At 63.7% G+C, this 25,997-nt stretch carries 25 protein-coding genes; 4 read left to right on the plus strand and 21 right to left on the minus strand.

The genetic code is table 11. The features are described from left to right. Positions 1-162: 162 nt before the first annotated feature. The 5 genes from P7A97_RS10680 to prfB all read right to left on the minus strand — a co-directional run bounded on the left by P7A97_RS10680 (position 163) and on the right by prfB (position 5,569). Positions 163-1,443, minus strand: a complete 1,281-nt coding sequence (locus tag P7A97_RS10680) for a flavohemoglobin expression-modulating QEGLA motif protein (protein WP_277689921.1) — start codon at positions 1,441-1,443, stop codon at positions 163-165. A gap of 9 nt (positions 1,444-1,452) precedes the next feature. Then, positions 1,453-2,007: a hypothetical protein gene (locus tag P7A97_RS10685; protein WP_277689922.1), complete on the minus strand. Its 555-nt coding sequence runs from the start codon at positions 2,005-2,007 to the stop codon at positions 1,453-1,455. A gap of 66 nt (positions 2,008-2,073) precedes the next feature. Next, on the minus strand, positions 2,074-2,787 hold the full coding sequence (locus P7A97_RS10690) for a TetR family transcriptional regulator (protein ID WP_277690002.1): 714 nt from the start codon (positions 2,785-2,787) through the stop codon (positions 2,074-2,076). A gap of 113 nt (positions 2,788-2,900) precedes the next feature. Then, positions 2,901-4,403, minus strand: coding sequence for a lysine--tRNA ligase (gene lysS, locus P7A97_RS10695; protein ID WP_277689923.1), 1,503 nt, complete (start codon positions 4,401-4,403; stop codon positions 2,901-2,903). Between the two features lie 70 nt (positions 4,404-4,473). Next, positions 4,474-5,569 (minus strand): peptide chain release factor 2 gene (gene prfB / locus P7A97_RS10700; RefSeq protein WP_277689924.1). Its coding sequence is split into 2 segments (ribosomal slippage): positions 4,474-5,496 and positions 5,498-5,569, totalling 1,095 coding nucleotides; the frame shifts between segments, so codons are not numbered across the junction. 400 nt (positions 5,570-5,969) lie between these two features. On the opposite strand from prfB, the gene P7A97_RS10705 reads away from it, so the two are divergent. Then, positions 5,970-7,622 (plus strand): GGDEF domain-containing protein, encoded by a 1,653-nt coding sequence (locus P7A97_RS10705; protein ID WP_277689925.1) that lies wholly within the window; start codon positions 5,970-5,972, stop codon positions 7,620-7,622. Here P7A97_RS10705 and P7A97_RS10710 read toward each other — a convergent pair. The 8 genes from P7A97_RS10710 to xerD form a co-directional block, all read right to left on the minus strand. Continuing rightward, positions 7,619-9,274 carry a GMC family oxidoreductase N-terminal domain-containing protein gene (locus tag P7A97_RS10710; RefSeq protein ID WP_277689926.1) on the minus strand — a complete coding sequence of 552 codons (1,656 nt, stop codon included), beginning with the start codon at positions 9,272-9,274 and terminating at the stop codon, positions 7,619-7,621. The genes P7A97_RS10705 and P7A97_RS10710 overlap by 4 nt on opposite strands. An 80-nt stretch (positions 9,275-9,354) precedes the next feature. Next, positions 9,355-10,080, minus strand: a complete 726-nt coding sequence (locus P7A97_RS10715; RefSeq protein WP_277689927.1) for a tellurite resistance TerB family protein — start codon at positions 10,078-10,080, stop codon at positions 9,355-9,357. Between the two features lie 107 nt (positions 10,081-10,187). Continuing rightward, positions 10,188-10,490: a ribbon-helix-helix domain-containing protein gene (locus tag P7A97_RS10720; protein WP_277689928.1), complete on the minus strand. Its 303-nt coding sequence runs from the start codon at positions 10,488-10,490 to the stop codon at positions 10,188-10,190. 15 nt (positions 10,491-10,505) lie between these two features. Then, positions 10,506-11,072, minus strand: coding sequence for a DJ-1/PfpI family protein (locus P7A97_RS10725; protein ID WP_277689929.1), 567 nt, complete (start codon positions 11,070-11,072; stop codon positions 10,506-10,508). Positions 11,073-11,200: 128 nt separating this feature from the next. Then, on the minus strand, positions 11,201-12,610 hold the full coding sequence (thrC, locus tag P7A97_RS10730; RefSeq protein ID WP_277689930.1) for a threonine synthase: 1,410 nt from the start codon (positions 12,608-12,610) through the stop codon (positions 11,201-11,203). 12 nt (positions 12,611-12,622) lie between these two features. Further along, positions 12,623-13,927, minus strand: a complete 1,305-nt coding sequence (locus P7A97_RS10735) for a homoserine dehydrogenase (protein ID WP_277689931.1) — start codon at positions 13,925-13,927, stop codon at positions 12,623-12,625. 111 nt (positions 13,928-14,038) lie between these two features. Next, positions 14,039-14,767, minus strand: coding sequence for a DsbC family protein (locus tag P7A97_RS10740; RefSeq protein ID WP_277689933.1), 729 nt, complete (start codon positions 14,765-14,767; stop codon positions 14,039-14,041). 280 nt (positions 14,768-15,047) lie between these two features. Continuing rightward, a complete protein-coding gene (xerD, locus tag P7A97_RS10745) occupies positions 15,048-15,944 on the minus strand; it encodes a site-specific tyrosine recombinase XerD (protein WP_277689935.1) in 897 nt (298 codons plus the stop codon). 76 nt (positions 15,945-16,020) lie between these two features. Here xerD and P7A97_RS10750 point away from each other — a divergent pair, with 76 nt between their 5' ends. Then, the gene (locus P7A97_RS10750; RefSeq protein WP_277689936.1) at positions 16,021-17,820 is read left to right on the plus strand and encodes a sodium:proton antiporter; all 1,800 of its coding nucleotides are present in this window, start codon (positions 16,021-16,023) and stop codon (positions 17,818-17,820) included. A gap of 31 nt (positions 17,821-17,851) precedes the next feature. Here P7A97_RS10750 and P7A97_RS10755 read toward each other — a convergent pair whose 3' ends face one another. The 6 genes from P7A97_RS10755 to ffh all read right to left on the minus strand — a co-directional run bounded on the left by P7A97_RS10755 (position 17,852) and on the right by ffh (position 21,861). Beyond that, positions 17,852-18,262 carry an acyl-CoA thioesterase gene (locus tag P7A97_RS10755; protein WP_277689937.1) on the minus strand — a complete coding sequence of 137 codons (411 nt, stop codon included), beginning with the start codon at positions 18,260-18,262 and terminating at the stop codon, positions 17,852-17,854. Between the two features lie 159 nt (positions 18,263-18,421). Beyond that, on the minus strand, positions 18,422-18,772 hold the full coding sequence (gene rplS, locus P7A97_RS10760) for a 50S ribosomal protein L19 (RefSeq protein WP_277689938.1): 351 nt from the start codon (positions 18,770-18,772) through the stop codon (positions 18,422-18,424). 40 nt (positions 18,773-18,812) lie between these two features. Continuing rightward, positions 18,813-19,556, minus strand: a complete 744-nt coding sequence (gene trmD / locus P7A97_RS10765; protein ID WP_277689939.1) for a tRNA (guanosine(37)-N1)-methyltransferase TrmD — start codon at positions 19,554-19,556, stop codon at positions 18,813-18,815. 9 nt (positions 19,557-19,565) lie between these two features. Then, positions 19,566-20,099 (minus strand): ribosome maturation factor RimM, encoded by a 534-nt coding sequence (gene rimM / locus P7A97_RS10770; RefSeq protein ID WP_277689940.1) that lies wholly within the window; start codon positions 20,097-20,099, stop codon positions 19,566-19,568. Between the two features lie 5 nt (positions 20,100-20,104). Beyond that, positions 20,105-20,356 (minus strand): 30S ribosomal protein S16, encoded by a 252-nt coding sequence (gene rpsP / locus P7A97_RS10775; RefSeq protein ID WP_111263569.1) that lies wholly within the window; start codon positions 20,354-20,356, stop codon positions 20,105-20,107. A gap of 131 nt (positions 20,357-20,487) precedes the next feature. Next, positions 20,488-21,861: a signal recognition particle protein gene (ffh, locus tag P7A97_RS10780; protein WP_277689941.1), complete on the minus strand. Its 1,374-nt coding sequence runs from the start codon at positions 21,859-21,861 to the stop codon at positions 20,488-20,490. Positions 21,862-22,003: 142 nt separating this feature from the next. Here ffh and ccsA point away from each other — a divergent pair, with 142 nt between their 5' ends. Beyond that, positions 22,004-22,804, plus strand: a complete 801-nt coding sequence (gene ccsA / locus P7A97_RS10785; protein WP_277689942.1) for a cytochrome c biogenesis protein CcsA — start codon at positions 22,004-22,006, stop codon at positions 22,802-22,804. 10 nt (positions 22,805-22,814) lie between these two features. Beyond that, positions 22,815-24,089 (plus strand): HlyC/CorC family transporter, encoded by a 1,275-nt coding sequence (locus P7A97_RS10790; RefSeq protein ID WP_277689943.1) that lies wholly within the window; start codon positions 22,815-22,817, stop codon positions 24,087-24,089. Here P7A97_RS10790 and P7A97_RS10795 read toward each other — a convergent pair. Then, the gene (locus tag P7A97_RS10795; RefSeq protein WP_277689944.1) at positions 24,070-24,801 is read right to left on the minus strand and encodes an SGNH/GDSL hydrolase family protein; all 732 of its coding nucleotides are present in this window, start codon (positions 24,799-24,801) and stop codon (positions 24,070-24,072) included. The genes P7A97_RS10790 and P7A97_RS10795 overlap by 20 nt on opposite strands. Beyond that, a complete protein-coding gene (gene purT, locus P7A97_RS10800) occupies positions 24,798-25,979 on the minus strand; it encodes a formate-dependent phosphoribosylglycinamide formyltransferase (protein WP_277689945.1) in 1,182 nt (393 codons plus the stop codon). The genes P7A97_RS10795 and purT overlap by 4 nt, the downstream gene beginning before the upstream one ends. Positions 25,980-25,997 lie beyond the last annotated feature (18 nt).

Consider the following 25,997-nt stretch of genomic DNA (forward strand, 5'->3'; position numbering starts at 1 on the left):
ATGCAATCCGGGATGGGCGCCCCCGGATTGCATCCGGACTACGGGCTGTGGGTAATCACCCCCCTCTCCCGTTTACGGGAGAGGGCTGGGGAGAGGGCCGCGCCCCACCCTCTCCCCCGGCCCCTCTCCCACAAGTGGGCGAGGGGAGCAGAGCGCTCAGACCTAGAGGATATTCGCATAGTCCGCCTCGATGCGATCCAGGCTCAGGTGGTTGAGGAAGTTGGAGAAACACATCCAGGCAGACAGCGCATTGAGATCGCTGAACTGCGGCGGCAGGTACTTGGGTGGCACCACCAGCCCCTCGTCCACCAGCTGGCGCAGGGTGCGCATGTCTTCCAGGGTGGTCTTGCCGCAGAACAGCAGCGGAATCTGCTCCAGCTTGCCTTTACGCACGGCCAGCTGGATGTAGTTGTAGATGAGGATGAAGCCCTTCAGGTAGGACAGATCCTTGGTGAACGGCAGTCCGGTCGGAGTCGAGCCCCGGAAGGCACGGTAAGCATTGCTGTAGGCGTACTCCAGACTGAAGCCCTGCTCACGGTAGAACTGGCAGACCTCGATGAAGTCGGCACCCTCCTCGGCCATATGGATGGCACGGGTGCGGTTGGTCAGCTTGCGCAGGCGAGTCGGGTAGGAGGCGAAGGCGATCACCTCCATGAGGATGGCCAGACCCTCCTGGGTCACGGTCGACGAGGGCGGCCCCTTGGCCAGAAAGGTGCAGATCGGCTGATTGAGGCCGTTGAGCGTGGTGCCCACATGCACCAGCCCCTCGTGCACTTCCAGCGCACGCACATCGCGCTCGTTGAACAGGGCGTCGGCGCGGATCTTGATGTAATCAGCGCCAGCGGCAGCGTCGGCGACTATGCCGTCGGACTCGAACACCCGCACGGTGTCATCACCAAACACCCTCGCCAGGCGCTGCTGAAGGATATCCACGGCATCCTTGGCAGTGAGCATCTTGGGCTCGGCCTCAAGGTCACCGCGCTCGGCGATGTTGTTCAGGTACTCGGACAGCATCACGCCCAGGTCGGCCAGGGTCGGATCACCAGCGTGGAAAGCGTCGGAGGCGGCGCCGTACAGCTCCTGGGAGATCACCCCGAAGTCAGCGGTACCGCGGGCTTCGAGCATGCGAATGACCATGCGGTATTCCTTGCACATGCGCCGCATGATCTGTCCGGCCGGGTTGAACTGGCCGAGCTGACGGGTGATATCGCGCTCGATGCTCTGGAATTCCAGCTTCTTCTGCGTCGGATCGAACGCCAACGGGCGGCTGTCGTAATAGCCACGATCGACCGCTGGCAGCGCCTTGCCCTTGGCCGCGAGAAAGGCCTCCCGCACCCCGTCGTCCCACTTCACCGCATCGAGCACACGGATCGGCGTCTGCGCCTCTACCAGGCGCCCGGACAAGGCTCGGATGATGTCGTGGTAATCCTCCTGCCGACTCATGGACGCCCCTTATTCGGCGCTGCGCTGGTAACGCGCAACCTCGACGAAGACATCCGAGTTGGCCTGGTCGTCCAGGTAGGCGAAGACCTTGTCCAGATTGCTGGTGACCAGCACGCCCTCTCCTTCAGGCGTTTCTACCGGCTGACCTTGCAGCACACCGCTGTCCATTTCCTGAAGGATACGCTCGACGTCCAGGTTGTAGATCACCAGCTCATTCTTCGCCGTCAGCTCGAAGCCGGCGATCGCGAAGTTAGCACCCATGCGCTTTGGCAGGCCGGCGGAAACGTACCAGCGACGACCATGATGGGAAACGGTGAAGCCATATTCCTCAGGCTCTTCGACTTCCGCGTCGACTTCACTCCAGACCCTGGCTCGGTAGAGGTTGGAGCCTGCGCGGGAGATGCTCAGATACTGCTGGTCACCCCATTCGTCCTGGCGCTCCCAGTCACCAAGTAGTGGAATCGGCGCTGCTTCGTTGGCAGGAATCGGTTCCTTGAAAGTCACCAGACAACCGTTCAACAGCAGGCAACTCAGGGCGGCTATCGCCACGCGCCAGGCAATCATTTCGCACTCCTTGTGAGAATTCGGGCAGGCCAGAAACACAAAGCCCCGCCGAAGCAGGGCTGGGACTCATTGCCCGATAACCAGATCCAGAAAACGCTGCAGAACAGCGCGCTGGGCCTCTAGATCAAAGTCGTCCACCCCGTCGACAACGGCATGATATTCCATCCGCAAAATAAGCGTAGTCAACACCTGGGCATCCTCGAAAGGCGCGCCAGAGCCGATTGCCCGCAAAGCACGCTCGGCAAAGCGAAAACGCAGGCTCTGGTGAGCCAGGGCCAGGGCGCGCAGTTCGGGGTTGGTCAGCGCCTCCTGGCGGAAGGCCAGCTCCACCAGCAACTCGTCATCATGGCTGCGGACCTTGCTTTGCACGTGTTCGACCGTCAGGTCGATGATATGGGCGGCCATGTCGCAGCGCGCCGCCGGATTCTGCTCGATGGCCGCACTGATGCGCTGGAAGTCCTCGTCCACCCCGGCCCACAGCGCCGCCAGCTTGGCCGCGCTGCGCTGCACAAACAGGGCGAAGCTGTCGGCGATCAGATCACCGATGTCCTTGAAGTAGTACGTGGTGGCCGACAGCGGCACATCGGCCTCGGCCGCTACCGCGCGGTGCCGCACGCCACGCAGCCCCTCTCGTACGACGATACGCAAGGCCGCTTCCAGGATGGCCTGGCGGCGCTGCTCGCTACCTTCGCGACTGGCCTTGCGACCACGGTACTGAACCGCGGCCGCCAGTTCGGCAGCGAGCTGAGCAGGGGACTCCAGAGCGACAAGGTTCACCAGAGCAATCCTCACACCAAGTGATGATAGAAAACAGGGGGCTGCCTCGACGGCAGCCCCCTGACTTCACACAGACACACGAGCCGCCGCAAAGTTGCTCATCGGCATCCAGGCAATCAGGCCTGTGGACGCATGTGCGGGAACAGAATCACATCACGGATCGACGGCGAGTTGGTCAGCAGCATCACCAGGCGGTCGATACCGATGCCTTCGCCGGCGGTCGGCGGCATGCCGTATTCCAGCGCGTTGACGAAGTCGGCGTCGTAGTGCATAGCCTCGTCGTCACCGGCGTCCTTCTCAGCGACCTGAGCGAGGAAGCGCTCGGCCTGGTCTTCGGCGTCGTTCAGCTCGGAGTAGGCGTTGGCGATCTCGCGGCCACCGATGAACAGCTCGAAACGGTCGGTGACGTTGGGGTTCTGGTCGTTACGACGCGCCAGCGGCGAGACCTCGAACGGATACTCGGTGATGAAGTGCGGCTGCTCCAGCTTGCTCTCCACCAGCTCCTCGAAAATCATCACCTGCAGCTTGCCCAGACCTTCGTGACCGAGCACCTTGGCGCCAGCCTTCTTGGCGATGGCACGGGCCTTCTCGACGTCGTTCAGGTCGTCGGCGGTGATGTCCGGGTTGTACTTGAGGATCGAGTCGTACACCGACAGGCGCACGAACGGCTCGCCGAAGTGGAAGACCTTGTCGCCGTAAGGCACGTCGGTGCTGCCCAGCACGGCCTGGGCCAGCTCGCGGAACAGCTCCTCGGTCAGGTCCATGTTGTCTTCGTAATCGGCGTAGGCCTGGTAGAACTCGAGCATGGTGAACTCGGGGTTGTGCCGGGTCGATACGCCTTCGTTACGGAAGTTGCGGTTGATCTCGAAGACCTTCTCGAAGCCACCGACCACCAGGCGCTTGAGATACAGCTCCGGCGCGATACGCAGGAACATGGCCATGTCCAGGGCGTTGTGGTGGGTTTCGAACGGCTTGGCCGCCGCGCCACCGGGAATGGTCTGCAGCATCGGGGTTTCCACTTCGAGGAAGCCACGTTCGCTGAGGAAACGGCGGATATGGGCAATCACCTGCGAGCGCACGCGGAAGGTGTGGCGGGTTTCCTCGTTGACGATCAGGTCGACGTAGCGCTGGCGGTAGCGCTGCTCGGTGTCGGTCAGGCCGTGGTGCTTGTCCGGAAGAGGACGCAGCGATTTGGTCAGCAGGCGCACGCTGGTCATCTCGACGTACAGGTCGCCCTTGCCGGAACGGGCCAGGGTGCCCTCGGCGCCGATGATGTCGCCCAGGTCCCAGGTCTTGATCTCGGCCAGGGTCTCTTCCGGCAGGGTCTTGCGGTTTACATACACCTGCAGGCGGCCGCTGCTGTCCTGCAGCACCATGAACGAGCCGCGATTGAGCATGATGCGACCGGCGACCTTGACCGGAATGGCCGCTGCTTCCAGCTCTTCCTTGGTCGCGCTTTCGTACTGTTTCTGCAGGTCGGCGAAGTAGTTTTCGCGGCGGAAGTCATTGGGAAAGGCGATGGCCTTGGCCTCGCGCACGGCGGCAAGTTTTTCCTTGCGCTGGGCGATCAGCTTGTTTTCTTCCTGTTGCAGTTCAGCTTGGTCGAGTTGCTCGCTCATGGTCGTCTATCTGCCTGGCGTCTAAATCAAATGGGTTACGAGCAGGGGCGCAGGCCCCTGCGGGTGCGGATCACAGGCCCTGTTTCAGGCTGGCTTCGAGGTACTGATCGAGGTCGCCGTCGAGCACCTTCTGGCAGTCGCTACGCTCGACGCCGGTACGCAGATCCTTGATGCGCGAGTCGTCGAGCACGTAGGAGCGGATCTGGTGGCCCCAGCCGATGTCGGACTTGGAGTCTTCCAGCGCCTGGGAGGCGGCCGTGCGCTTCATCATCTCCAACTCGTACAACTTGGCCCGCAGCATTTTCATGGCGGTGTCCTTGTTGGCGTGCTGCGAGCGCTCGTTCTGACAGGCCACTACGGTGTTGGTCGGCACGTGGGTGATACGCACCGCCGAATCGGTGGTGTTGACGTGCTGACCACCGGCACCGGAGGAGCGGTAGGTGTCGATGCGCAGGTCGGACGGATTGATCTCGATCTCGACCTTGTCATCGATCTCGGGGGATACGAACACCGCCGAGAACGAGGTGTGGCGGCGCGCGCCGGAGTCGAACGGGCTCTTGCGCACCAGGCGGTGTACACCGATCTCGGTGCGCAGCCAGCCGAAGGCGTACTCGCCCTTGATGTGCACGGTGGCGCCCTTGATGCCGGCCACTTCACCTTCGGACAGCTCGATGATGGTGGCGTCGAAACCGCGCTTGTCGGCCCAGCGCAGGTACATGCGCAGCAGGATGTTGGCCCAGTCCTGCGCTTCGGTACCGCCGGAGCCGGCCTGGATATCCAGGTAGCAGTTGTTCGGGTCCATCTCGCCGCTGAACATGCGGCGGAACTCCAGTTTTTCGAGGATTTCGCGCAGGCGCTCGACCTCGGCGACGATGTCGTTCACCGCGCCTTCGTCATTCTCTTCGGCTGCCATTTCCAGCAGGTCGCGCGAGTCGGCCAGGCTGCCGGTGAGGTCGTCGATGGTCTCGACGATCTGCGCCAGCATGGCGCGCTCGCGACCCAGGCTCTGCGCGTACTCGGGCTTGTTCCAGACGCTGGCATCTTCCAGCTCGCGGTTTACTTCGACCAGACGATCATGCTTCTGATCGTAGTCAAAGATACCCCCGAATAGTCTGGGTGCGCTCGGACAGGTCCTTGATGCTGTTGAGGATCGGATTGATTTCCATGGTGGGCAGCACTCTCGGGCAAGGTGGGCGCAGAACAGTCGCGCCCCTGCCAACGGGCATCAGCCCAGGCCAGGCGGCGAACGGTGCGCCGGAGTTTCTGAAAAGCCGACGAGTATAACTCAGCAGGCACGTACCTGGCATCCCGCTGCAGACCGATGCCCCAACGGTCATGCCCGACATGGCACGCCCCAAAGCAGCCATTCGCCCGCCTTAGGTCTGCCGGCGGCCTCGCAGTCACCGCAAGTCAGGGGGCAACCCGCTCAGCACTTCACCAGTCGCGCAAATACGGAATGCAGTTTGCAGACCGCATACACTTTGTGTGCAATGTGCCCGCGCAGCTTGGGCTATGCTCACAGGTGCGCCTCATTCGCCTCCTGCAACGTATTCGGAGTCGCCGCACATGCGCACCTCGACCAGCCTCCGCAGCCGCTTCGCCATCCTCATCGCCCTGTTGGTGGCGGCCCTGAGCTGGTTGCTCGGCAGCCTGATCGGCCACGACTCCAGCCAGCGCATTCGCGACGAGATTGGCCGCGATCTGGCGGAAACCTCCTTCCAGATGATCGACCGCCTGGACCGGGACATGGCCAGCCGCGCCGACTACCTGCAGGTACTCGGCAGCCTGCGCGCCCTGCGCGAGCCGAGCGACAGAGGCGAAATTCGCCGCCTGCTCGACCGTCTGCAACAGAAAATCCCCAGCATTTCCTGGATCGGCTTCACCGACCCGCAGGGCAAGGTGCTGGCCTCCAGTAACGGCATTCTCGAAGGGGTCAGCATCGCCCAGCGCCCGGTCTACCTCGAAGGGCGCAAGGGCCTGTTCATCGGCGATGTGCATGAGGCCGTGCTGCTGGCCAAACTGCTGCCCAACCCCAGCGGCGAGGCGATGAAGTTCGTCGATATCAGCCTGGCCACTTATGGCCCGACCGGCGAACTGAGTGGCGTCCTGGCCTCGCACCTGTCCTGGGGCTGGGCCGATGAGGTCCGACAGTCACTGCTCGAACCCATCCAGCAACAGCGCAATGTCGAATTTCTGGTACTGGGCCAGGATCACACCATCCTGCTCGGTCCCAAAGCGATGATCGGCCAGAAACTCGACTTGCCAGCGCTGCAGGATAACCAGGGGAACTCTCACTACTGGGCAGTGCAGCAGTGGCCGGACGGCCAGAGCTACCTCACAGGTTTCGCCAGCAGCCAGGGCCACCAGGACTATGCCGGACTGGGCTGGACGGTCGTCGCCCGCCAGCCTCAGGCCGAGGCCTACGCCCCCGCTCGTGAGCTGACCCGTAACGTGCTGCTCTGGGGCAGTGTCCTGGCACTGCTGTTTGCCTTCCTCGGCTGGCTGCTGACCGGTTACTTCACCCGACCTCTGCGCGAGATCGCCAAGGCGGCCGACCGCCTCAGTGCCGGCGAGGTGACAGCCATTCCCGACCTGCACAGCCCCAGCGAAATCGCCCGGCTCAGCCAGTCGATCCGCCAGCTGGTGGAGAGTCTGACCCACCAGCAGACGGCCCTGAATATCATGGAGGATCGCGCGCACAGCGACCCGTTGACCGGCCTGCCCAACCGCGCCGCGCTAGAGAAATACCTGCCACGCATGCAGCAAGATGCCAGTACCACGCGTACCTGCCTCGCCCTGCTCTACCTTGATCTGGACGGTTTCAAGCCGGTCAACGACCGCTTCGGCCACGCGGCCGGTGATCTGCTCCTGCAGGAAGTGGCCCAGCGCCTGCGTGGTTGCCTGCGCGACGGCGACCTGGTGGCGCGCCTGGGTGGCGACGAATTTCTCATGATCCTGCGTGTTTCGCGGGCAGACGCCCTGCCGCAGGCCCGGCAGATTGCCGAACGCACCCTGCAGGCCCTGGCCGAGCCGGTCGAACTCGGCGAACAACAAGCCAAGGTGGGCTGCAGCATTGGTGGCGCCTTCTGGCCGCTGGATCATTCCGACCTGAGCCAGGCGCTGGAACTGGCTGACCAGGCGCTGTACCGCGCCAAACATGCTGGCAAGAACCGCGCGGAGTTTCAGACCAGCGAACTGCCTGACGCCCTCGGCTCCTAACTCGCCAGCACGCCCGGCGCAGCGACAGGTTGCACCCTCTGCGCACGCTCGGCATCCGCCAGGATCATCTGCGCGGCCTTCTCCGCAATGACCAGCACCGGCGAGCAGCTATTGCCCGAGATCAGCCGGGGCATGATCGACGCATCGGCGATGCGCAGGCCCGGCATACCGTGCACCCGCAAGCGACTGTCGACCACGGCCTGTGCCCCCTGACCCATCGCGCAAGTGCCGGCGGGGTGGAAGATGGTGGTGCCAATCTCGCCCGCCGCGCGTTGCAGGTCTTCCTCACTCTGGTAATCCGGGCCCGGCTTGTACTCCTGCGGCCGGTAAGGCGCCAGCGCCGGCGCGGCGACGATGCGCCGGGTCAGGCGAATGGCGTCGGCGGCCACCTTGAGATCACGCGGGTCACTCAGGTAATTGGGTTGGATCAGCGGCTTGTCGCGGGCATCCGCCGAGCGGATGGCCACGCTGCCACGGCTGTGCGGACGCAGATCGCAGACCGACGCGGTAAAAGCCGGGAAACGGTGCAGCGGCTCACCGAAACGCTCCAGCGATAGCGGCTGCACGTGGTACTGCAGGTTGGCCGTGGCCTGGCCGGGGGCGGACTTGGCGAAGGCACCCAGCTGACTCGGCGCCATCGACAGCGGCCCGCTGCGCCGCAGCAGATACTCCAGGCCCATGCCCAGCTTGCCCCACCAGCTGTTGGCGATGTGATTGAGGGTCGGCGCTCCGCTGATACGGTAGATCAGCCGCAATTGCAGATGATCCTGCAGATTGCCACCGACACCCGGCAGTTCATGGCGCACGCCGATGCCCAGGCGTTCGAGCAACTCGCGCGGGCCGATGCCCGAGCGTTGCAGCAGGGTCGGTGAGCCGATCGAGCCGGCGCAGAGAATCACCTCGCGGCGCGCACGCCACTCGCGGCGCACGCCCTGCCAGTCCCCCTCCACGCCGCTGGCGCGGCCGTTTTCAAGCAGCAGGCGCTGCACTTCGACGCCACTCAGCACGGTGAGATTGGCCCGCCCCTGTACCGGCCGCAGAAAGGCCTTGGACGCGTTCCAGCGCACACCGCGCTGCTGGTTGACCTGGAAGTAGCCACAACCCGCATTGTCGCCACCATTGAAGTCATCCACGCTGGCAATACCGCTCTGCGCCGCGGCCTCGCGAAAAGCATCGAGAATCGACCACGACAAACGCTGGCGTTCGACCCGCCACTCTCCGCCTGCACCATGCAGGACACTACCACCGGCGTAGTGGTTCTCCATCTGCTTGAACAGTGGCAGCAGGTCGTGCCAGCCCCACCCCGGGTTGCCGGCCGCCGCCCAGCCATCGTAGTCGCCGGCCTGGCCCCGCATGTAAATCATGCCGTTGATCGACGAACTGCCGCCCAGCACCCGCCCCCGCGGATATTTCAGGCTGCGCCCGTGCAGGCCAGGCACCGCCTCGGTGTCGAAACACCAGTCGGTACGCGGGTTGCCGATGCAGTACAGGTAGCCCACCGGAATATGAATCCAGGGGTAGTTGTCCGGGCCGCCGGCTTCCAGCAGCAGCACGCGGTTGGCAGGGTCGGCGGACAGCCGGTTGGCCAACAGGCAGCCGGCCGGCCCGGCGCCGACGATCAGGTAGTCATAACTCTCCGCGGTCTCTGGCATGCAGTCCTCGCAGGGCGGTTCTTGTGGTTATGCTCAGCGAGCCTACCCGCAGTCGCAGCCCTGCGAAACCCTACCTTGGGTTAGGCCAGTTCGCGGCGTACCTGTGCCTCCAGCTCGGCCTTGAGGCCAGGCTCCAGCTTGAGCTGACGAGCCAGTTCCTCCAGGTAGGCGCGCTCCATGAAGTGCTCTTCATCGACCATCAGCACGCTGGCGATATACATCTCGGCGGCCATTTCCGGCGTGCTGGCGGCACGCGCCACATCGGCCGGGTCGAGCGGCTTGTTCAGCTCGGCATCAAGCCAGCGCAGCAGCTCGGGATCGTTGGCCAGTGCGCCGATCTGCTCCTCGATCAGCTGACGTTCCTTGGCATCCACATGGCCATCGGCCTTGGCCGCCGCCACCATCGCCTTGAGAATGGCCTGGCTGTGCAGCTCGGCCTGCGGTGCCGGCAGGCGGTCGACCGTCTGCGGCTCGATCTTCGCTTGCGCGACGCCCTGCTGCGCTTGCCAGTTGCCATAGGCCTTGTAGGCAATCACCCCGAGCGCGGCCAGGCCGCCGTAGGTCAGCGCTTTGCCGCCCAGCTTGCGCGCACTCTTGTTGCCCAGCAGCAAGCCCAGCGCGCCCGCCGCCAAGGCGCCACCACCAGCCCCCTTGAGCAGGCTGGAAAGATCGCCACCGCCCTTGCCGCCAGTGACGCCCCCCAGTAGCCCGCCCAGGCCAGGGGAAGATGCCGAGCCGCCTTGCTTCTGTTGCAGCAGGTCCTGGCCGGATTTGAGCAGTTGATCGAGCAGTCCACGCGTATTCATTGCACATTCCTCTGGTGAATAGGTCACTCCATGCTGTGACCGATTCTAGCCAGCGAGGTTGACGCCGGGCCCGCGCGCTGTGCTTCTGAATATTGCAGCCCGTCGCTTCAGCGGCTCTGAACCAGGCTGAGCACCTCGGCGCCGCGCTGCGGCCGCTGCGCCAGGTAGCGGGTGCAGCTGACCCGCAGGAAGGAAGCGAAGTTGACCACCTCGCCGCGGTACTCCATGACCTCGTCGTACAGCTTGGTAATCAGCTGGTTGGTGGTCATGCCATCGACCTCAGCGATCTCACGCAGGATGTCCCAGAACTGGTTCTCCAGGCGCAGGGTGGTGACCACCCCGCGAATGCGCAGGGAGCGCGAGCGCGACTCGTAGAGGATCGGATCGGCCTTTACATACAGCTCGCACATACCCTGCTCTCCTACTCAGCCCAGCATTTTCAGGAACGCCGCCAGCCAGGCTGGATGCGCTGGCCAGGCCGGAGCGGTGACCAGGTTACCGTCGACGTGCACGCCGTCCATCGGCACTTCCACGAACTCGCCACCGGCCAGGCGCACTTCCGGCGCACAGGCCGGGTAGGCGCTGCAGGAGCGGCCCTTGAGCACATCTGCAGCGGCCAGCAGCTGGGCGCCGTGGCAGACGGCGGCAATCGGTTTGTTCGCCTTGGCAAAAGCCTGCACCAAGGCGATCACCTCGGCATTCAGCCGCAGGTATTCGGGCGCACGGCCACCGGGGATCACCAGCGCGTCGTAATCTTCGGCACGCACCTTGGTGAAGTCGAAATTGAGCGCGAAGTTGTGCCCCGGCTTCTCGCTGTAGGTCTGGTCGCCTTCGAAATCGTGGATGGCGGTGCGCACCGTCTGTCCGGCGGTCTTGCCGGGGCACACCGCGTGCACGCTGTGGCCGACCATCTGCAGGGCCTGGAACGGCACCATGGTTTCGTAATCTTCGGCGTAATCGCCGACCAGCATCAGAATCTTCTTGGCCGTCATGGCTATGACCTCTTCTGGGTGAATGTGGCGCCAGTCTGCGCCGCCTCACCTGTCTCAGGGTAACAGCTGGCTACTACGTGCATAAAAAAGCCCCGCACTGGGCGGGGCTTTTCATCGCGACATCCGGCTTACAGCGGCTTGCCACGATTGCCGTGGCTGGCGACGAACTGCTGCACGGTCTGCAGGTCGTTGGCCAGCACGGTGCAGCGCTCCTCGCGCTGGAACAGGTCGACCAAGTGCGGCGGCAGCGCCGGCACCGCGTCGATGCCAGCCTTCTCCACCGCCTCCGGGAACTTGACCGGATGGGCGGTGCCCAGGGTCACCATGGGGATGGCCAGGCTGCGGCGGCACTCGCGCGCCGCACGCACGCCGATGGCGGTGTGCGGGTCGAGCAGCTCACCACACTCGGCGTACACCTGGGCGATGGTCTCGCAGGTCTGCTCATCGTTTACCGCCAGCGAGTCGAACAGCTTGCGCGCCTCGGTCCAGCGATCTTCCTCGACGCTAAAGCCGCCGCCCTGCTTGAAGGTGTCCATCAGCCCGGCGATGGCAGCGCCATTGCGGCCGTGCAGGTCGAACAACAGGCGCTCGAAGTTGGACGACACCATGATGTCCATGGACGGCGACAGGGTCGGGTGCAGCTCGTCCTTCACATACTGATTGCCGCTCATGAAGCGGTGCAGGATGTCGTTGCGGTTGGTGGCGACGATCAGCTGGCTAATCGGCAGGCCCATGTTGCGCGCCAGATAGCCGGCGAAGATGTCGCCGAAGTTGCCAGTCGGTACCGAGAAGGCCACGGAACGTGCCGGGCCGCCCAGCTGCAGGGCCGCGTGGAAGTAGTAGACGATCTGGGCCATGATCCGCGCCCAGTTGATCGAGTTGACCGCGACCAGCCGGGTGCCCTTGAGGAAACCCTGGTCGGCGAAGCTAGCCTTGACCATCTCCTGGCAGTCGTCGAAGTTGCCTTCGATGGCGATGTTGTGGATGTTTTCACCGAGGATGGTGGTCATCTGCCGGCGTTGCACCTCGGACACGCGGTTGTGCGGGTGCATGATGAAGATGTCGACGTGCTCGCAGGCCTTGCAGCCTTCGATGGCGGCCGAACCGGTGTCGCCGGAGGTGGCGCCCATGATCACCACACGCTCGCCGCGCTTGGACAGCACATGGTCGAGCAGGCGACCGAGCAGCTGCAGGGCGAAGTCCTTGAACGCCAGGGTCGGGCCGTGGAACAGCTCCATGACCCACTCGTTGCCGTTGAGCTGGCGCAGCGGTGCCACGGCGTTGTGGGCGAACACGCCGTAGGTCTCTTCGAGAATCTTCTTGAAATCGGCATCGGCGATGCTGCCGGCGACGAACGGGCGCATCACCCGGAAGGCCAGCTCGTGGTACGGCAGGCCGGCCCAGGAAGCGATTTCTTCCTGGGTGAAGCGCGGCAGGTTTTCCGGAACGTAGAGGCCGCCGTCGCTGGCCAGGCCGGCGAGCAGGACGTCTTCGAAATTGAGGGCCGGAGCCTGGCCGCGGGTGCTGATATAACGCATGACTTTCCTACCTCAGACCAGTTGCTCGACGCGGATACGCACGACTTTGCCGACCACATCGGCCAGCCCTTCGAGGGCGGCGATGGCGTCGTCGATGCGCGACTCGATGACCCGGTGGGTGACCAGGATCATCGGTACCAGACCGTCGTGCTCTTCGGCCTCTTTCTGCATGATCGATTCGATGTTGATACCGCGCTCGGAGAGGATACTCGCCACCTGGGCCAGCACGCCCGGATGATCCTTGGCCTGGATGCGCAGGTAGTAGGCACTCTCGCCCTGGCTGATTGGCAGGATCGGGTGATCGCTCAGCGAGTCCGGCTGGAAGGCCAGGTGCGGCACACGGTTGGTCGGGTCGCTGGTCAGCGCGCGCACCACGTCGACCAGGTCGGCAACCACGGCGGACGCGGTGGCGTCCATGCCGGCACCGGCACCGTAATAAAGAGTGGAGCCGGACGCATCACCGTTGACCATCACCGCGTTCATCACGCCGTTGACGTTGGCGATCAGACGGTCGGCCGGGATCAGGGTCGGGTGCACGCGCAGCTCGATGCCAGCCTCGGTGCGGCGGGCCACGCCGAGGTGCTTGATACGGTAGCCCAGCGCTTCGGCGTAATTCACGTCGGCGGTGGTCAGCTGGGTGATGCCTTCGGTGTAGGCCTTGTCGAACTGCAGCGGGATGCCGAAGGCGATGGAAGCGAGGATGGTCAGCTTGTGCGCGGCGTCGATACCCTCGACGTCGAAGGTCGGATCCGCCTCGGCGTAGCCCAGCGCCTGGGCTTCGGCCAGTACATCGGCGAAGTCGCGGCCCTTCTCGCGCATTTCGGTGAGGATGAAGTTGCCGGTGCCGTTGATGATGCCGGCCAGCCAGTTGATGCGGTTGCCGGCCAGGCCCTCGCGGATCGCCTTGATCACCGGGATGCCGCCGGCCACCGCGGCCTCGAAGGCCACCATGACGCCCTTCTCGCGTGCCTTGGCGAATATCTCGTTACCGTGCACGGCGATCAGCGCCTTGTTCGCGGTGACCACGTGCTTGCCGTTGTCGATGGCCTTGAGCACCAACTCATGGGCCAGGGTGTAACCGCCGATCAGCTCGACCACCACGTCGATCTCGGGGTTGTTGACCACCTCGAACACGTCGTTGGTCAGTGCGATGCCGGTCGTGTCGTACTGGGGCTTGGGCGAACGAATGGCAATCTGGGCGACCTCAATACCGCGGCCGGCGCGACGAGTAATCTCCTCGGCGTTGCGTTTGAGTACATTCAAGGTACCGCCACCGACGGTGCCCAGCCCACAGATCCCCACTTTCACCGGTTTCACGTTGTTTTCCCCATCTGCCTACACGAAACGGCCGGGGCGAACCCCGGCCGCACAAAAGAGCCGCACTTTACGAAGCGCCAGTACCCCAGGTCAATCGGCGCGAAGGCCGAATCACTTGGCCTTGAGGGCAATTTCGGCCAGTTGCGGCGCGGGCTGGTAGCCCGGAATCAGCTCGCCGTTGCCCAGAACGATGGCAGGAGTACCGTTGACGCCAATCATCTGGCCCAGTTCGTACTGTTTGGTGACCGGGTTGTCGCAGCTGGCGGCCGGCAATTCCTCGCGGGACTTGGCCTTGTCCATGGCAGCCTGGCGGTCCCTTGCGCACCAGACGCTGACCATGGTGTTGTAGCCATGACTGCCCACACCCTGACGCGGGAAGGCCATGTAGCGCACTTCGATGCCGCGGCGGTTGAGCTCCGGCACCTCACTGTGCAGCTTCTGGCAGTAACCGCAATCGGTGTCGGTGAACACGGTGATGTGCGCCTTGGCCGGTTCCTTGGGCGAGAACACCACCATTTCGCTGGCGGGCACGTCGTTAATCGCCTTGGCGATACCCTTGCTCTCGGACTGACGGGTCAGATTGACAGCATTGCCATCCTTGATCTGGTACAGGTTGCCCTGCACGAGGAACTGGCCATCAGCACTGGCGTAAAGCATACGCCCGCCCTGTAGGTGTACCTGGAACAGGCCGTTCATCGGGCTCTCGGCAATGGCCTCGATCGGCATATCGGGTTGCAGCTTGGTCAGGGTGGCGCGAATGGCCTGATCTGGATCGGCAGCGAGAGCAACAGAAGCGGCGAGACTGAGAACGGCACCGCCCAAAACACGGGAAAGGGACATGGAGCACTCCTATGAACAGTGGCGCAAGCCTACCACAGCCTCTGGCTAGAGCCGACGGCATGCGCCAGGCGGCCATGCTGGGGAGATGGGCTGTTGATTCGACACAGCATGGAGCCCGCACCTGACTCAGCCATGGCCAGGCGTTCGCCCTTTGCGACGCGCGCGGTACGCAACCCTGGTGTCGACATCCCTGTCGCGACCATGTACCGCCACCGAGCCCCGGCCTGGCCATCCATGGCCAGGCGTTCGCCCTTTGCGACGCAGTGCGTCGCAAGCGGGCTCACCCCCTCGGGTGGTGCTGGGCGTGAAGTTCCTGCAGGCGGGCACGGGCGATGTGGGTGTAGATCTGCGTGGTGGACAGGTCGCTGTGCCCCAGCAGCATCTGCACCACGCGCAAATCGGCACCGTGATTGAGCAGATGAGTGGCGAAGGCATGGCGCAGGGTATGCGGCGACAGCGGCTTGTTGATGCCCGCGACCAACGCCTGGTGCTTGATGCGGTGCCAGAAGGTCTGCCGGGTCATCTGCTCGCCGCGCAGGCTGGGGAACAATACATCGCTGGGACGCCCGCCCAGCAGCAGCCCTCGAGCCTCCTGTTGGTAGCGTTCGATCCACAAGATCGCCTCCTCCCCCAACGGCACCAGGCGCTCCTTGCTGCCCTTGCCGAACACCCGCAGCACCCCTTGACGCAGATTGACCTGCTCCAGAGTCAGCGACACCAACTCGGTCACCCGCAGGCCACAGGCATACAGCACCTCCAGCATGGCGCGATCACGCATACCAATCGGGTCGTCCAGATCCGGGGCTGCCAGCAACGCCTCGACATCCGCTTCCGACAGGGATTTAGGCAAGGGCCGACCGATCTGCGGCAGCTCGACCTGTAAAGTAGGGTCTTCGGCGATCAAGCCCTCGCGCAGCAGATAACGATAGAAACCCCGCAAGCCGGAGAGCAGGCGTGCAGTCGAGCGCGACTTGTAGCCCTGCTGCAGGCGCCAGGCCAGGTGATCGAGAATGATCTCCCGCCCGGCGTTCTCCAGCGACAGGTCACGCGCCTGCAGCCACTCGTTGAACAGACCAAGGTCGCTGCGATAAGACGCCCGGGTATGTACCGAAAGGCCTTTCTCCAGCCACAGGGCATCTAGGTAGCGGTCAATCAGAGGGTGGTCGATAACGGGCATGGCCAGGCTGTATTTGAGGAAGACAACCGCTAGTCTTCCATAGCCAACCTACCCTCACCAGAGACACGGAGTCCTGATGAACGAAACGCACGTCCTCCTCGGCATCGGCGGCATCGGGGCCGCCGCGCTGGCCAGCCAATGGCTGGCCTGGCGCCTGCGCCTGCCGGCAATCCTGTTCCTGCTCATCTGCGGCATTCTCGCCGGCCCGGTACTCGGACTGCTCGACCCCGAAGCACTCTTCGGCCCCCTGCTGTTCCCACTGGTATCGCTGTCCGTCGCCCTGATCCTGTTCGAGGGCAGCCTGACCCTGCGACTGTCGGAATGGAAGGAGATCGGCGGCGTGGTTCAGCGCATGGTCACCCTGGGAGCTCTGGCGACCTGGCTGGTGATCGCCGCCGCCACCCACTACCTGCTCGGTTTCTCCTGGGACCTGGCCGTGCTGTTCGGTACGTTGACCCTAGTCACCGGCCCTACGGTGATCGTCCCCATGCTGCGGGTGATGCGCCCCAATGCAGCGGTGGCCAACATCCTGCGCTGGGAAGGCATCGTTATCGACCCCATCGGCGCCCTGCTGGCCGTCGTGGTGTACAGCTTCATCGCCAGCCGCAGCGGCAGCACACCGCTTGGCGAGAGCATACTGACCTTCGCTCAGGTGATCGCCTGCGGCAGTTTCTTCGGCGTGGTGGGCGGCTGGTCTTTCGGCCAGGCACTGCGCCGCCACTGGCTACCGGAATACCTGGAAAATCTCGGCGCCCTGGCCGCCGTGCTGGGCATTTTCATCGCCAGCAACCTGCTGGTACACGAATCCGGACTACTGGCCGTGACCGTGATGGGCATGTGGCTGGCCAACATGCGCGGGGTAGACGTCAAGCACATCCTGCACTTCAAGGAGAACCTCAGCGTCCTGCTGATCTCCGGACTGTTCATCCTGCTGGCTGCCCGCCTAGACCTGAAAGCCCTGATCGCCCTCGGTCCGGCAACCTTGCTGCTGCTGGCGATTATCCAGTTCATCGCCCGCCCGCTCTGCGTGGCCCTGAGCACCTTCGGCTCCAACCTGAACTGGCGTGAACGCTCTCTGCTGGCCTGGATCGCCCCGCGCGGCATCGTGGCTGCCGCCGTATCGGCCATCTTTGCCGAACGGCTGGAGGCTCATGGCGTGGCCCAGGCTGAACTGCTGGTCCCTCTGACCTTTCTGGTGATCATCGGCACCGTGGTCCTGCAGAGCGCCACCGCGCGTCCGCTGGCCCAGTTGCTGAAAGTATCGGAGCCTTCACCCCGCGGTTTTCTGATCATCGGCGCCAACCCCGTGGCCCGCGCCATCGGCAAAGCCCTGCAGCAGCGCAACCACCGCATCTTGCTGACCGACTCCAGCTGGGAAAACATCAGCGCCGCACGCATGGACGGCCTGCCCACTTACTTCGGCAACCCGGCTTCCCAGCACGCCGACGCGCATCTGGACCTGATCGGACTCGGCCAACTGCTCGCCCTGTCTCCCTCCAGCGAACAGAACAGCGTGGCCTGCACGCGCTTCCGCCCCGACTTTGGCAAGGCCAACCTGTACTACCTGCCAAGCCAGCGCGAACAGCGCCTGAGCGAGAAGCACCGCACCAGCGACGAGCACCGCGGCCAGCCTTTCGGCTACCCGGCGCAAAACTATGGCCAACTGGCCAGCGCTCTGGCACGCGGTGCAGAAGTGCGCAGCACCACCCTCTCCGGCAGCTTCGGCTGGGCCGACTACCAGGCCCTGTACGGCGAACGGGCCACCTTGCTGCTGGCCTTCGACCCCAAAGGCTGGTTCCACATCGCCAGCGCCACGCTGAGCTTTACCCCGGATGCCGACTGGACGCTGGTCGCCCTGATCGAGCCCGAGGCATAACAACAAGGCGCCCCTCGGGGCGCCTTGTCATTCAGTTGAAATCGGCCAGCACCGGAATCGGCTTCTTGTCCTCGTCGATGGCGACAAAGCTGAACACGCCATTGATGGCACGCTCGCGACCGCCGCAGTACATACCCTCGACGAACACCTCCACCTCGACCTTGAGGCTGGTGTTACCCACCGCGATCACCCGGCCGATCAGCTCAACGATGGAGCCGGCGGGAATCGCATGCTTGAAGTCGATGCGGTCGGTCGACACCGTCACCAGCGGCAAACGGCAGAAGCGCGTGGCGGCGATGAATGACACTTCGTCCATCCAGGCCAGCGCCGTGCCGCCGAACAGGGTGTTGTGATGATTGGTGGTCGGCGGAAACACCGCCTTGACCACGCGGGTCTCCGACAACTCGGTTCGACGCTGGATCTCTTGCTCTCTCGGGGTCATGCCACTAATGCTCCAGATGGACTGTGGCCGCCCGTGCCGCGCTGTTGTGGTTATTGTCACGCTGCCCGTACGGCAGGGCTGGAACTCGTCGGTCAGCGAGCTCCAGAAACAAAAAAAGCAGCCCGGAGGCTGCTTTTTTCAGGTCGGAAGACCGTCCGATCAGGACAGCTTTTCCTTGATGCGCGCTGCCTTGCCGGACAGGTCGCGGAGGTAGTACAGCTTGGCCTTGCGCACGTCACCACGACGCTTCACGCTCACGCTGTCGATCAGCGGCGAGTAGGTCTGGAAGGTACGCTCAACGCCAACACCGTTGGAGATCTTACGTACGGTGAAAGCGCTGTTCAGGCCGCGGTTACGCTTGCCGATCACCACACCTTCGAAAGCCTGGAGACGGGAACGGTCGCCTTCCTTCACTTTCACTTGAACGATGATGGTGTCGCCCGGGGCGAAGGCCGGGACTTCTTTGTTCATCTGCTCGGCTTCGAGCTGCTGAATGATCTTGTTGGTCATGCTGTGCTCCTAAGACAAACCTGAGTTTGTCATCGATACGTTAACTATCGTCCCGCTGGCGGATGTATTCCTCCAGCAGCTTTTGCTCTTCTCCAGAAAGCGAGCGGCAATCCAGAAGATCGGGGCGACGCTCCCAGGTCCGACCAAGGGACTGCTGGAGGCGCCAACGCCGGATGTGTTCGTGGTTGCCACTGAGCAACACATCAGGAACACGTTTGCCCTCGTACAGCTCCGGACGGGTGTAATGAGGACAATCGAGAAGGCCGTCACTAAACGAGTCCTCCTCGGCGGAATCTGCATGCCCGAGCGCGCCCGGTAGCAGCCGCGTAACAGCATCGATCAGCACCATCGCCGGAAGCTCACCGCCGGAGAGGACATAATCGCCAATCGACCATTCCTCATCGACATGCGCTTCAATGAAACGCTCGTCGATGCCTTCGTAGCGGCCGGCGATGAGAATCAGCGCCTGCTCGCTAGCCAGTTCACGAACCCCCTGCTGACTCAGCTGGCGGCCCTGCGGCGACAGGTAGATCACCTTCGCTGCTTCCCCTGCATCCGCCTTGGCCGCAGCCAGGGCATCTTCCAGAGGCTTGATCTTCATCACCATGCCGGGGCCACCGCCGAAAGGGCGATCATCCACGGTCTGATGACGGTCGGCGGTGTAATCTCGCAACTGCCGGCAGTTCAACTGCAGCAGCCCCTGCTTCACCGCACGACTGGTAATACCGTACTGACTGATGGCAGCGAACATCTCCGGAAAGATGCTGATGACTTCAACACGCATGGTCGGGGCTCAGAAATCCGCGTCCCAGTCCACCCGCATCTCGCCAGCGGCCAGGTCGATCTGCTGCACGCACTGCTCGGTATAGGGCAGCAAACGCTCGCGATCATCCAGGCTGCCCGCACAGGGCTTGACCACCATCACATCGTTGGCGCCGGTTTCCAGCAGGTGATCGAGGCGCCCGAGCAGTTGCCCTTGCATGTCGATCACGTTCAGCCCTACCAGTTGGTACCAGTAGAACTCGCCCTCTTCGAGGTCAGGCAACTGCTCACGGGGTACACAGATCTCGAATCCTGCGTAGGTGCGGGCCACCTCGCGATCATCGAGCCCCTTGAGCTTGGCTACCAGTACCTTGCCTTGCAGGCGACCGTTGACCAGCTCCATCTGCTTGACCTCGCCATCGCGCCTGAGCGTCCAACGGCGGTAGTCGAGCAGATTGTCGATCGGGTCGGTGAAGGAGTAAATCTTCACTTCCCCACGCACGCCGTGCACCGAAGTGATTTTGCCGAGGACGACCAGGTCCTCAGCTGACGGCGTAGCGTTCATAGTGCTTAGGCAGCAGCCTTAGCAGCTTCCTTCAGCAGCTGAGCAACGCGCTCAGACGGCTGGGCGCCCTGGCTCAGCCAGTAGGTAGCGCGCTCCTGGTTTACGGAGAGCTTCACTTCGGCACCAGTGGCGATCGGGTTGAAGAAGCCGATACGCTCAACAAAGCGACCATCGCGCGCATTGCGGCTGTTGGTCACGGTCAGGTGGTAGAAGGGGCGCTTCTTGGAGCCGCCACGAGCAAGACGGATGGTTACCATTGAACTTCGTTCCTGTAATCGGTGCTAACTTAAGGCACACACTTTGAGGGGCCAAGGCCCGAAAGGCCGCATATTCTAAGGATTATCCGGCCATTTGCAAATCTCTTTTTCCGCCGCCCATCGGCAGCGGCTTACAGCTTGGGCATGCCGCCCGGCATCATCCCGCCCAGACCACGCATCATCTTGGCCATGCCGCCCTTGGCGGTGAACTTCTTCATCATCTTTTGCATCTGCTTGTGCTGCTTGATCAGCCGCCCAACATCCTGCACCTGAGTGCCGGAGCCGAGGGCGATGCGGCGCTTGCGCGAGCCGCTGATGACTTCCGGATCACGGCGCTCGGCCGGCGTCATGGAGTTGATGATGGCTTCCATCTGCTTGAACTGCTTTTCTGCCGCACCCTGCGCATTGCCCATCTGCGACAGATTGACCCCGCCGATGGACGGCAGCTTGTCCATCAGGCCACCGAGGCCACCCATGTTCTTCATCTGCTGCAGCTGATCGCGGAAGTCTTCGAGATCGAAGCCCTTGCCCTTCTTCAGCTTCTTGGTGAGTTTCTCGGCCTTCTCGCGATCGAGCGTCTGTTCGGCCTGCTCGATCAGGCTGAGCACGTCGCCCATGCCAAGGATGCGCGAAGCGATACGATCCGGATGGAAAGGCTCCAGCGCTTCGCTCTTCTCGCCCATACCGATGAACTTGATCGGCTTGCCGGTGATATGGCGCACCGACAGCGCGGCACCGCCACGCGCGTCACCGTCGACCTTGGTCAGCACCACGCCGGTCAGCGGCAGTGCATCGCCAAAGGCCTTGGCGGTATTGGCGGCGTCCTGACCGGTCATGGCATCCACCACGAACAGGGTCTCGGCCGGCTTGATCGCCGCGTGAACGGCCTGGATCTCGGCCATCATTTCTTCATCGACAGCCAGGCGACCGGCGGTATCGACAATCACCACATCGATGAACTTGAGCTTGGCCTCGGCGATCGCCGCTTGGGCAATGGCCACCGGCTTCTGACTAATGTCGGAGGGGAAAAAGGTCACACCGATGTCGCCGGCCAGGGTCTCCAGCTGCTTGATCGCCGCCGGACGGTAAACGTCGGCAGACACCACCATGACCGTCTTCTTCTTGCGCTCTTTGAGGAAGCGCGCCAGCTTGCCGGCGGTAGTGGTCTTACCGGCACCCTGCAGGCCAGCCATCAGCACCACGGCGGGCGGCGCGACATTCAGGGCGAGGTCTTCGTTAGCCGCGCCCATCAGCTCTTCCAGCTCGGCACGGACGATCTTCACGAAGGCCTGGCCAGGCGTCAGGCTCTTCGACACCTCGGCACCGACCGCGCGCTCCTTGACCTTGTTGACGAAGTCCTTGACCACCGGCAAGGCAACGTCAGCCTCGAGCAGGGCCATGCGCACCTCGCGCAGGGTGTCCTTGATGTTGTCCTCGCTCAGCTTGGCCTTGCCGGTAACATGGCGCAGCGTCTGGGACAGGCGGTCGGTTAGGTTCTCGAACATGCGCGATCCTTAAAACAGGGGGCTTGCAGCAGGTGGGCGAGTATACCCAAGAGGCGGCGACGCCGACACCGCCGGCGGTCTTTCGTGAAACGCTTCTTATGTGCCAAACTCACGGCCTTTCGGGCCCGCCGTACAAGGATTTATGCACCCTCTGCTGCCCAGCTTGGCCGCCGCAGCCATTTATGCCGGCGCCACTACATACCAAGGCATGCGCCTGGCCAAACGCGAAGCGCCGAACAAACCGCTTTTGGCGCTACTGGCCCTGATCGCCCTGTTCTTCCATGGCGGCAGCCTGTTCATGCAACTGCATGCCAGCGCCGGCCTGAGCCTCGACTTCTTCAGTGCCGCCAGCCTGATTGCCTTTGCGGTCATCGCCATCACCCTGCTGGCCTGCTCGCGCATCCCGGTCGAGAACCTGCTGCTGATCCTCATGCCCCTGGGCCTGCTGACCGTGCTGCTGGCGCAGTTCCTGCCCAGCGGCACGCTGAAGCCGATCGACGAGGAACCCGGCATCATCGCCCATATCCTGCTGTCGATCCTGGCCTACGGCCTGCTGACCATCGCCATGTTCCAGGCCCTGCTGCTGGCGCTGCAGGACCATCAGCTCAAGCACAAGCACCCGTCCGGTCTGATCCGCAACTTCCCGCCCTTGCAGACCATGGAAAGCCTGCTGTTTGGCTTCCTCTGGGCTGGCTGGCTGCTGTTGTCGTTCTCGTTGCTGTCCGGCTGGCTGTTCTTCGAGGATCTGTTCGCTCAGCATCTGGTACACAAGACCGTGCTGTCGTGCGTGGCCTGGGTGGTGTTCGCCGTGCTGCTGTGGGGCCGCCATCAACTCGGCTGGCGCGGGCACAAGGCAATCCGCTGGACCCTGGCCGGCTTCTGCCTGCTGATGCTGGCCTACTTCGGCAGCAAGCTGGTTCGCGAATTCATCCTGCACATCTGAGGCAACCCCTGTGGCAGAGCTTCATCCTGGCTTTCTCCTGGGCTTGCTGGCCTTCCTGATCCTGTGTTCGGCGTTCTTCTCCAGCTCCGAGACTGGCATCATCAGCCTCAACCGCTACCGCCTGAGGCATAAAGCCCGCGAAGGGCATCGCGGCGCCAAGCGCGCCAGCGCCCTGCTTGGTCGTCCGGACCGCCTGCTCGGCACCATTCTCATCGGCAACAACTTCGTCAACATCCTCGCCTCAGCCATCGCCACTGTGCTGGCCATGCAAATCTGGGGCGAAGCCGGCATCGCCATTGCCACGGTGGCCTTGACCATCGTGCTGCTGATCTTCGGCGAAATCACCCCCAAAACCCTGGCAGCCCTGCATCCCGAACGCATTGCCTACCCGGCCAGCCTGCCGCTGCAGATCATGCTCAAGCTGTTCTACCCGCTGGTGATCGCGCTGAACACCATCAGCAATGGTCTGCTGCGCCTGTTCGGCGTCGACCCCAATGCCCGCGGCAGTGACAGCCTGACCACCGAGGAACTGCGCAGCGTGGTGCGCGAATCCGGCCAGTCGTTGCCGAAAAATCGCCAGAACATGCTGCTCGGTGTACTGGACCTGGAAACCGTGTCGGTCAACGACATCATGATCCCACGCAGTGAGATCATCGGTATCGACCTCGAACACTCGCTCGGCCGCATCATTCAGCAGCTGCAGAGCACCCGCCACACACGCCTGCCGGTCTACCGCCAGGACATCAACCAGGTCGAAGGCGTGGTGCACATGCGCCAGCTGGCCCGGCGCCTGGCGCATAACCAACTGACCCACGAAACGCTGCTGCAGGCCTGCCAGCCCACCTACTTCGTGCCGGAAAACACCCCCCTGTCCACCCAGTTGCTGAATTTCCAGAAGGAAAAGCGGCGCATGGGCCTGGTGGTCGACGAGTATGGCGACGTGCAGGGGCTGATTACCCTGGAGGACGTGCTGGAAGAAATCGTCGGCGACCTCAGCGGCAAGGATCAGCAACAGCACACCGAAATCCAGGGCCAGGAAGACGGCAGCCAGATCGTCGAAGGCAGTGCCAACATCCGCGAGCTGAATCGTGCCCTGGGCTGGCACCTGCCCAGCGAAGGACCGAAAACCCTCAATGGCCTGATCACCGAGGCACTGGAAACCATCCCCGACTGCCCGGTATGCCTGAAGATCGGCCCCTACCGCCTGGAAATCCTCGAATCCAGTGAAAACCGGGTGAAGAGCGTGCGCCTGTGGCAGGCGCAGCTTATCCGCAGCGCGGATTGAGACGTTCGGCCAGGCCCTCGGCCCACACGCGGTAGCCCAGCGCCGAAGGGTGATAGCCGTCGCGCGCCAGATACTCCGGCGTGACCGTCAGCCCCAGCTTCACATACTCCACCCGCTCTTCCGCACAGGTACGATCCAGCACCGCATCGAGCAGGGCCGCGCGCACGCCGAGCAGGCGCCGCAGCAGCCAGGGCAAAGCGGTGAAATGCTGAATCGGCGGTACACCGGTGAACGCCACTTGTGCCCCTTGGGCCGCCAACGCCCGACTCAGATTGCGCAATGCCTCAGACCAACGTGCCTGCGAACTGAGATGAGTGGTGTCGTTGACGCCAAACACCAGCAGCACCAGATCCGCCGGCTCGCTCAGGGCCAACGGCAACAAGCGCTCACAGGCCTCTCCCGCCGTGATCCCGTTCTCGCCACAGGCACGCCAGAGCACCGGACGTTGAAGACGAACGGACAGCGCCTGCGCCAACTGACCGGCCAGCGCCTCGGTCTGCGCCTCGACGCCCACGCCAGCCACGGTGGACTCGCCAATCAGCAACAGGCGCAGCGGCTCGGCAGAAAACTCCGCGCCAGCCATTCCAGTTTGCGCACCAGCCGCCGGCGGCAGACGCAGCGCCGTACGCCGCGTCCATAGCGCCTGCGGCAAAACCACCGGCAGCAACGCCAGGGTCAGCCCCCACCACAGGCCGGCGCGCAGATGACTCACAGCTCGACCTGGACCGCCGAAGACGCCCGCACTGCCTTGGCACGCGCCGCCTCGATGCTTTCATCACGCGCCAAGGCCACGCCCATGCGTCGCTGACCGTCCACCTCAGGCTTGCCGAACAGGCGCAGCGCCGTGTCCGGCTCGGCCAGGGCAGCGCCCAGGTTGGCGAAGGCGGTCTGCTGCGAACGGCCTTCGACCAGGATCACCGAGGAGGCCGAAGGGCCGTACTGGCGAATGACAGGAATCGGCAGGCCGAGGATGGCCCGCGCGTGCAGCGCGAATTCGGACAGGTCCTGGGAAATCAGGGTTACCAGACCGGTGTCGTGCGGGCGCGGCGAGACTTCGCTGAACCACACCTGATCGCCCTTGACGAAGAGTTCCACGCCAAACAGACCACGGCCACCGAGGGCCTCGGTCACCGCCAGCGCCACCCGCTCGGACTCTGCCAGTGCCTTGCTGCTCATCGCCTGCGGCTGCCAGGACTCGTGATAGTCGCCCTTGACCTGGCGATGGCCAACCGGCGCGCAGAAGGAAGTACCGCCGATGTGGCGCACTGTCAGCAGGGTGATCTCGTAATCGAAGTCGATAAAGCCCTCGACTATCACCCGGCCCTTGCCGGCGCGCCCGCCTTCCTGGGCGTAGTCCCATGAAGCCTGCAGGTCGGCGTCGGATTTGAGCACCGACTGCCCCTTGCCGGAAGAACTCATGATCGGCTTGACCACGCAGGGGTAGCCGACCGATTTCACCGCCTCGGCATAGGCCTCGAACGTGTCGGCGAAGTGATAGGGCGAGGTCGGCAGCGCCAGCTCCTCGGCGGCCAGACGACGGATACCCTCACGGTTCATGGTCAGCCTGGCGGCACGCGCGGTAGGCACCACAGTGAAACCTTCGGCCTCCAGCTCGACCAGGGTATCGGTGGCAATGGCCTCGATCTCCGGGACGATGTAGTGCGGCTGCTCCGCCTCGATCACCGCACGCAGGGCCGCGCCGTCGAGCATGCTCAGCACATGACTGCGATGCGCTACCTGCATGGCCGGTGCATCGGCGTAACGGTCGCAGGCGATCACCTCGCAGCCCAGCCGCTGCAGCTCGATCACCACTTCCTTGCCCAGCTCGCCAGAGCCACAGAGCAGAACGCGGGTCGCGGTGGGCGACAAGGGGGTGCCGATACGGGGCATGCGGGTGTCCTCGGAGGA

The organism is Pseudomonas sp. GOM6 (genome assembly GCF_029537485.1).
Taxonomy (GTDB): domain Bacteria; phylum Pseudomonadota; class Gammaproteobacteria; order Pseudomonadales; family Pseudomonadaceae; genus Aquipseudomonas.

Bases quoted from the DNA above. Each gene is read 5' to 3' on its own strand.
- P7A97_RS10680 (WP_277689921.1), bottom strand. From the start codon at position 1,443: ATGAGTCGGCAGGAGGATTACCACGACATCATCCGAGCCTTGTCCGGG.
- P7A97_RS10685 (WP_277689922.1), bottom strand. From the start codon at position 2,007: ATGATTGCCTGGCGCGTGGCGATAGCCGCCCTGAGTTGCCTGCTGTTG.
- lysS (WP_277689923.1), bottom strand. From the start codon at position 4,403: ATGAGCGAGCAACTCGACCAAGCTGAACTGCAACAGGAAGAAAACAAG.
- P7A97_RS10705 (WP_277689925.1), top strand. From the start codon at position 5,970: ATGCGCACCTCGACCAGCCTCCGCAGCCGCTTCGCCATCCTCATCGCC.
- P7A97_RS10710 (WP_277689926.1), bottom strand. From the start codon at position 9,274: ATGCCAGAGACCGCGGAGAGTTATGACTACCTGATCGTCGGCGCCGGG.
- P7A97_RS10715 (WP_277689927.1), bottom strand. From the start codon at position 10,080: ATGAATACGCGTGGACTGCTCGATCAACTGCTCAAATCCGGCCAGGAC.
- P7A97_RS10720 (WP_277689928.1), bottom strand. From the start codon at position 10,490: ATGTGCGAGCTGTATGTAAAGGCCGATCCGATCCTCTACGAGTCGCGC.
- P7A97_RS10725 (WP_277689929.1), bottom strand. From the start codon at position 11,072: ATGACGGCCAAGAAGATTCTGATGCTGGTCGGCGATTACGCCGAAGAT.
- thrC (WP_277689930.1), bottom strand. From the start codon at position 12,610: ATGCGTTATATCAGCACCCGCGGCCAGGCTCCGGCCCTCAATTTCGAA.
- P7A97_RS10740 (WP_277689933.1), bottom strand. From the start codon at position 14,767: ATGTCCCTTTCCCGTGTTTTGGGCGGTGCCGTTCTCAGTCTCGCCGCT.
- xerD (WP_277689935.1), bottom strand. From the start codon at position 15,944: ATGCCCGTTATCGACCACCCTCTGATTGACCGCTACCTAGATGCCCTG.
- P7A97_RS10750 (WP_277689936.1), top strand. From the start codon at position 16,021: ATGAACGAAACGCACGTCCTCCTCGGCATCGGCGGCATCGGGGCCGCC.
- P7A97_RS10755 (WP_277689937.1), bottom strand. From the start codon at position 18,262: ATGACCCCGAGAGAGCAAGAGATCCAGCGTCGAACCGAGTTGTCGGAG.
- rplS (WP_277689938.1), bottom strand. From the start codon at position 18,772: ATGACCAACAAGATCATTCAGCAGCTCGAAGCCGAGCAGATGAACAAA.
- trmD (WP_277689939.1), bottom strand. From the start codon at position 19,556: ATGCGTGTTGAAGTCATCAGCATCTTTCCGGAGATGTTCGCTGCCATC.
- rimM (WP_277689940.1), bottom strand. From the start codon at position 20,099: ATGAACGCTACGCCGTCAGCTGAGGACCTGGTCGTCCTCGGCAAAATC.
- rpsP (WP_111263569.1), bottom strand. From the start codon at position 20,356: ATGGTAACCATCCGTCTTGCTCGTGGCGGCTCCAAGAAGCGCCCCTTC.
- ffh (WP_277689941.1), bottom strand. From the start codon at position 21,861: ATGTTCGAGAACCTAACCGACCGCCTGTCCCAGACGCTGCGCCATGTT.
- ccsA (WP_277689942.1), top strand. From the start codon at position 22,004: ATGCACCCTCTGCTGCCCAGCTTGGCCGCCGCAGCCATTTATGCCGGC.
- purT (WP_277689945.1), bottom strand. From the start codon at position 25,979: ATGCCCCGTATCGGCACCCCCTTGTCGCCCACCGCGACCCGCGTTCTG.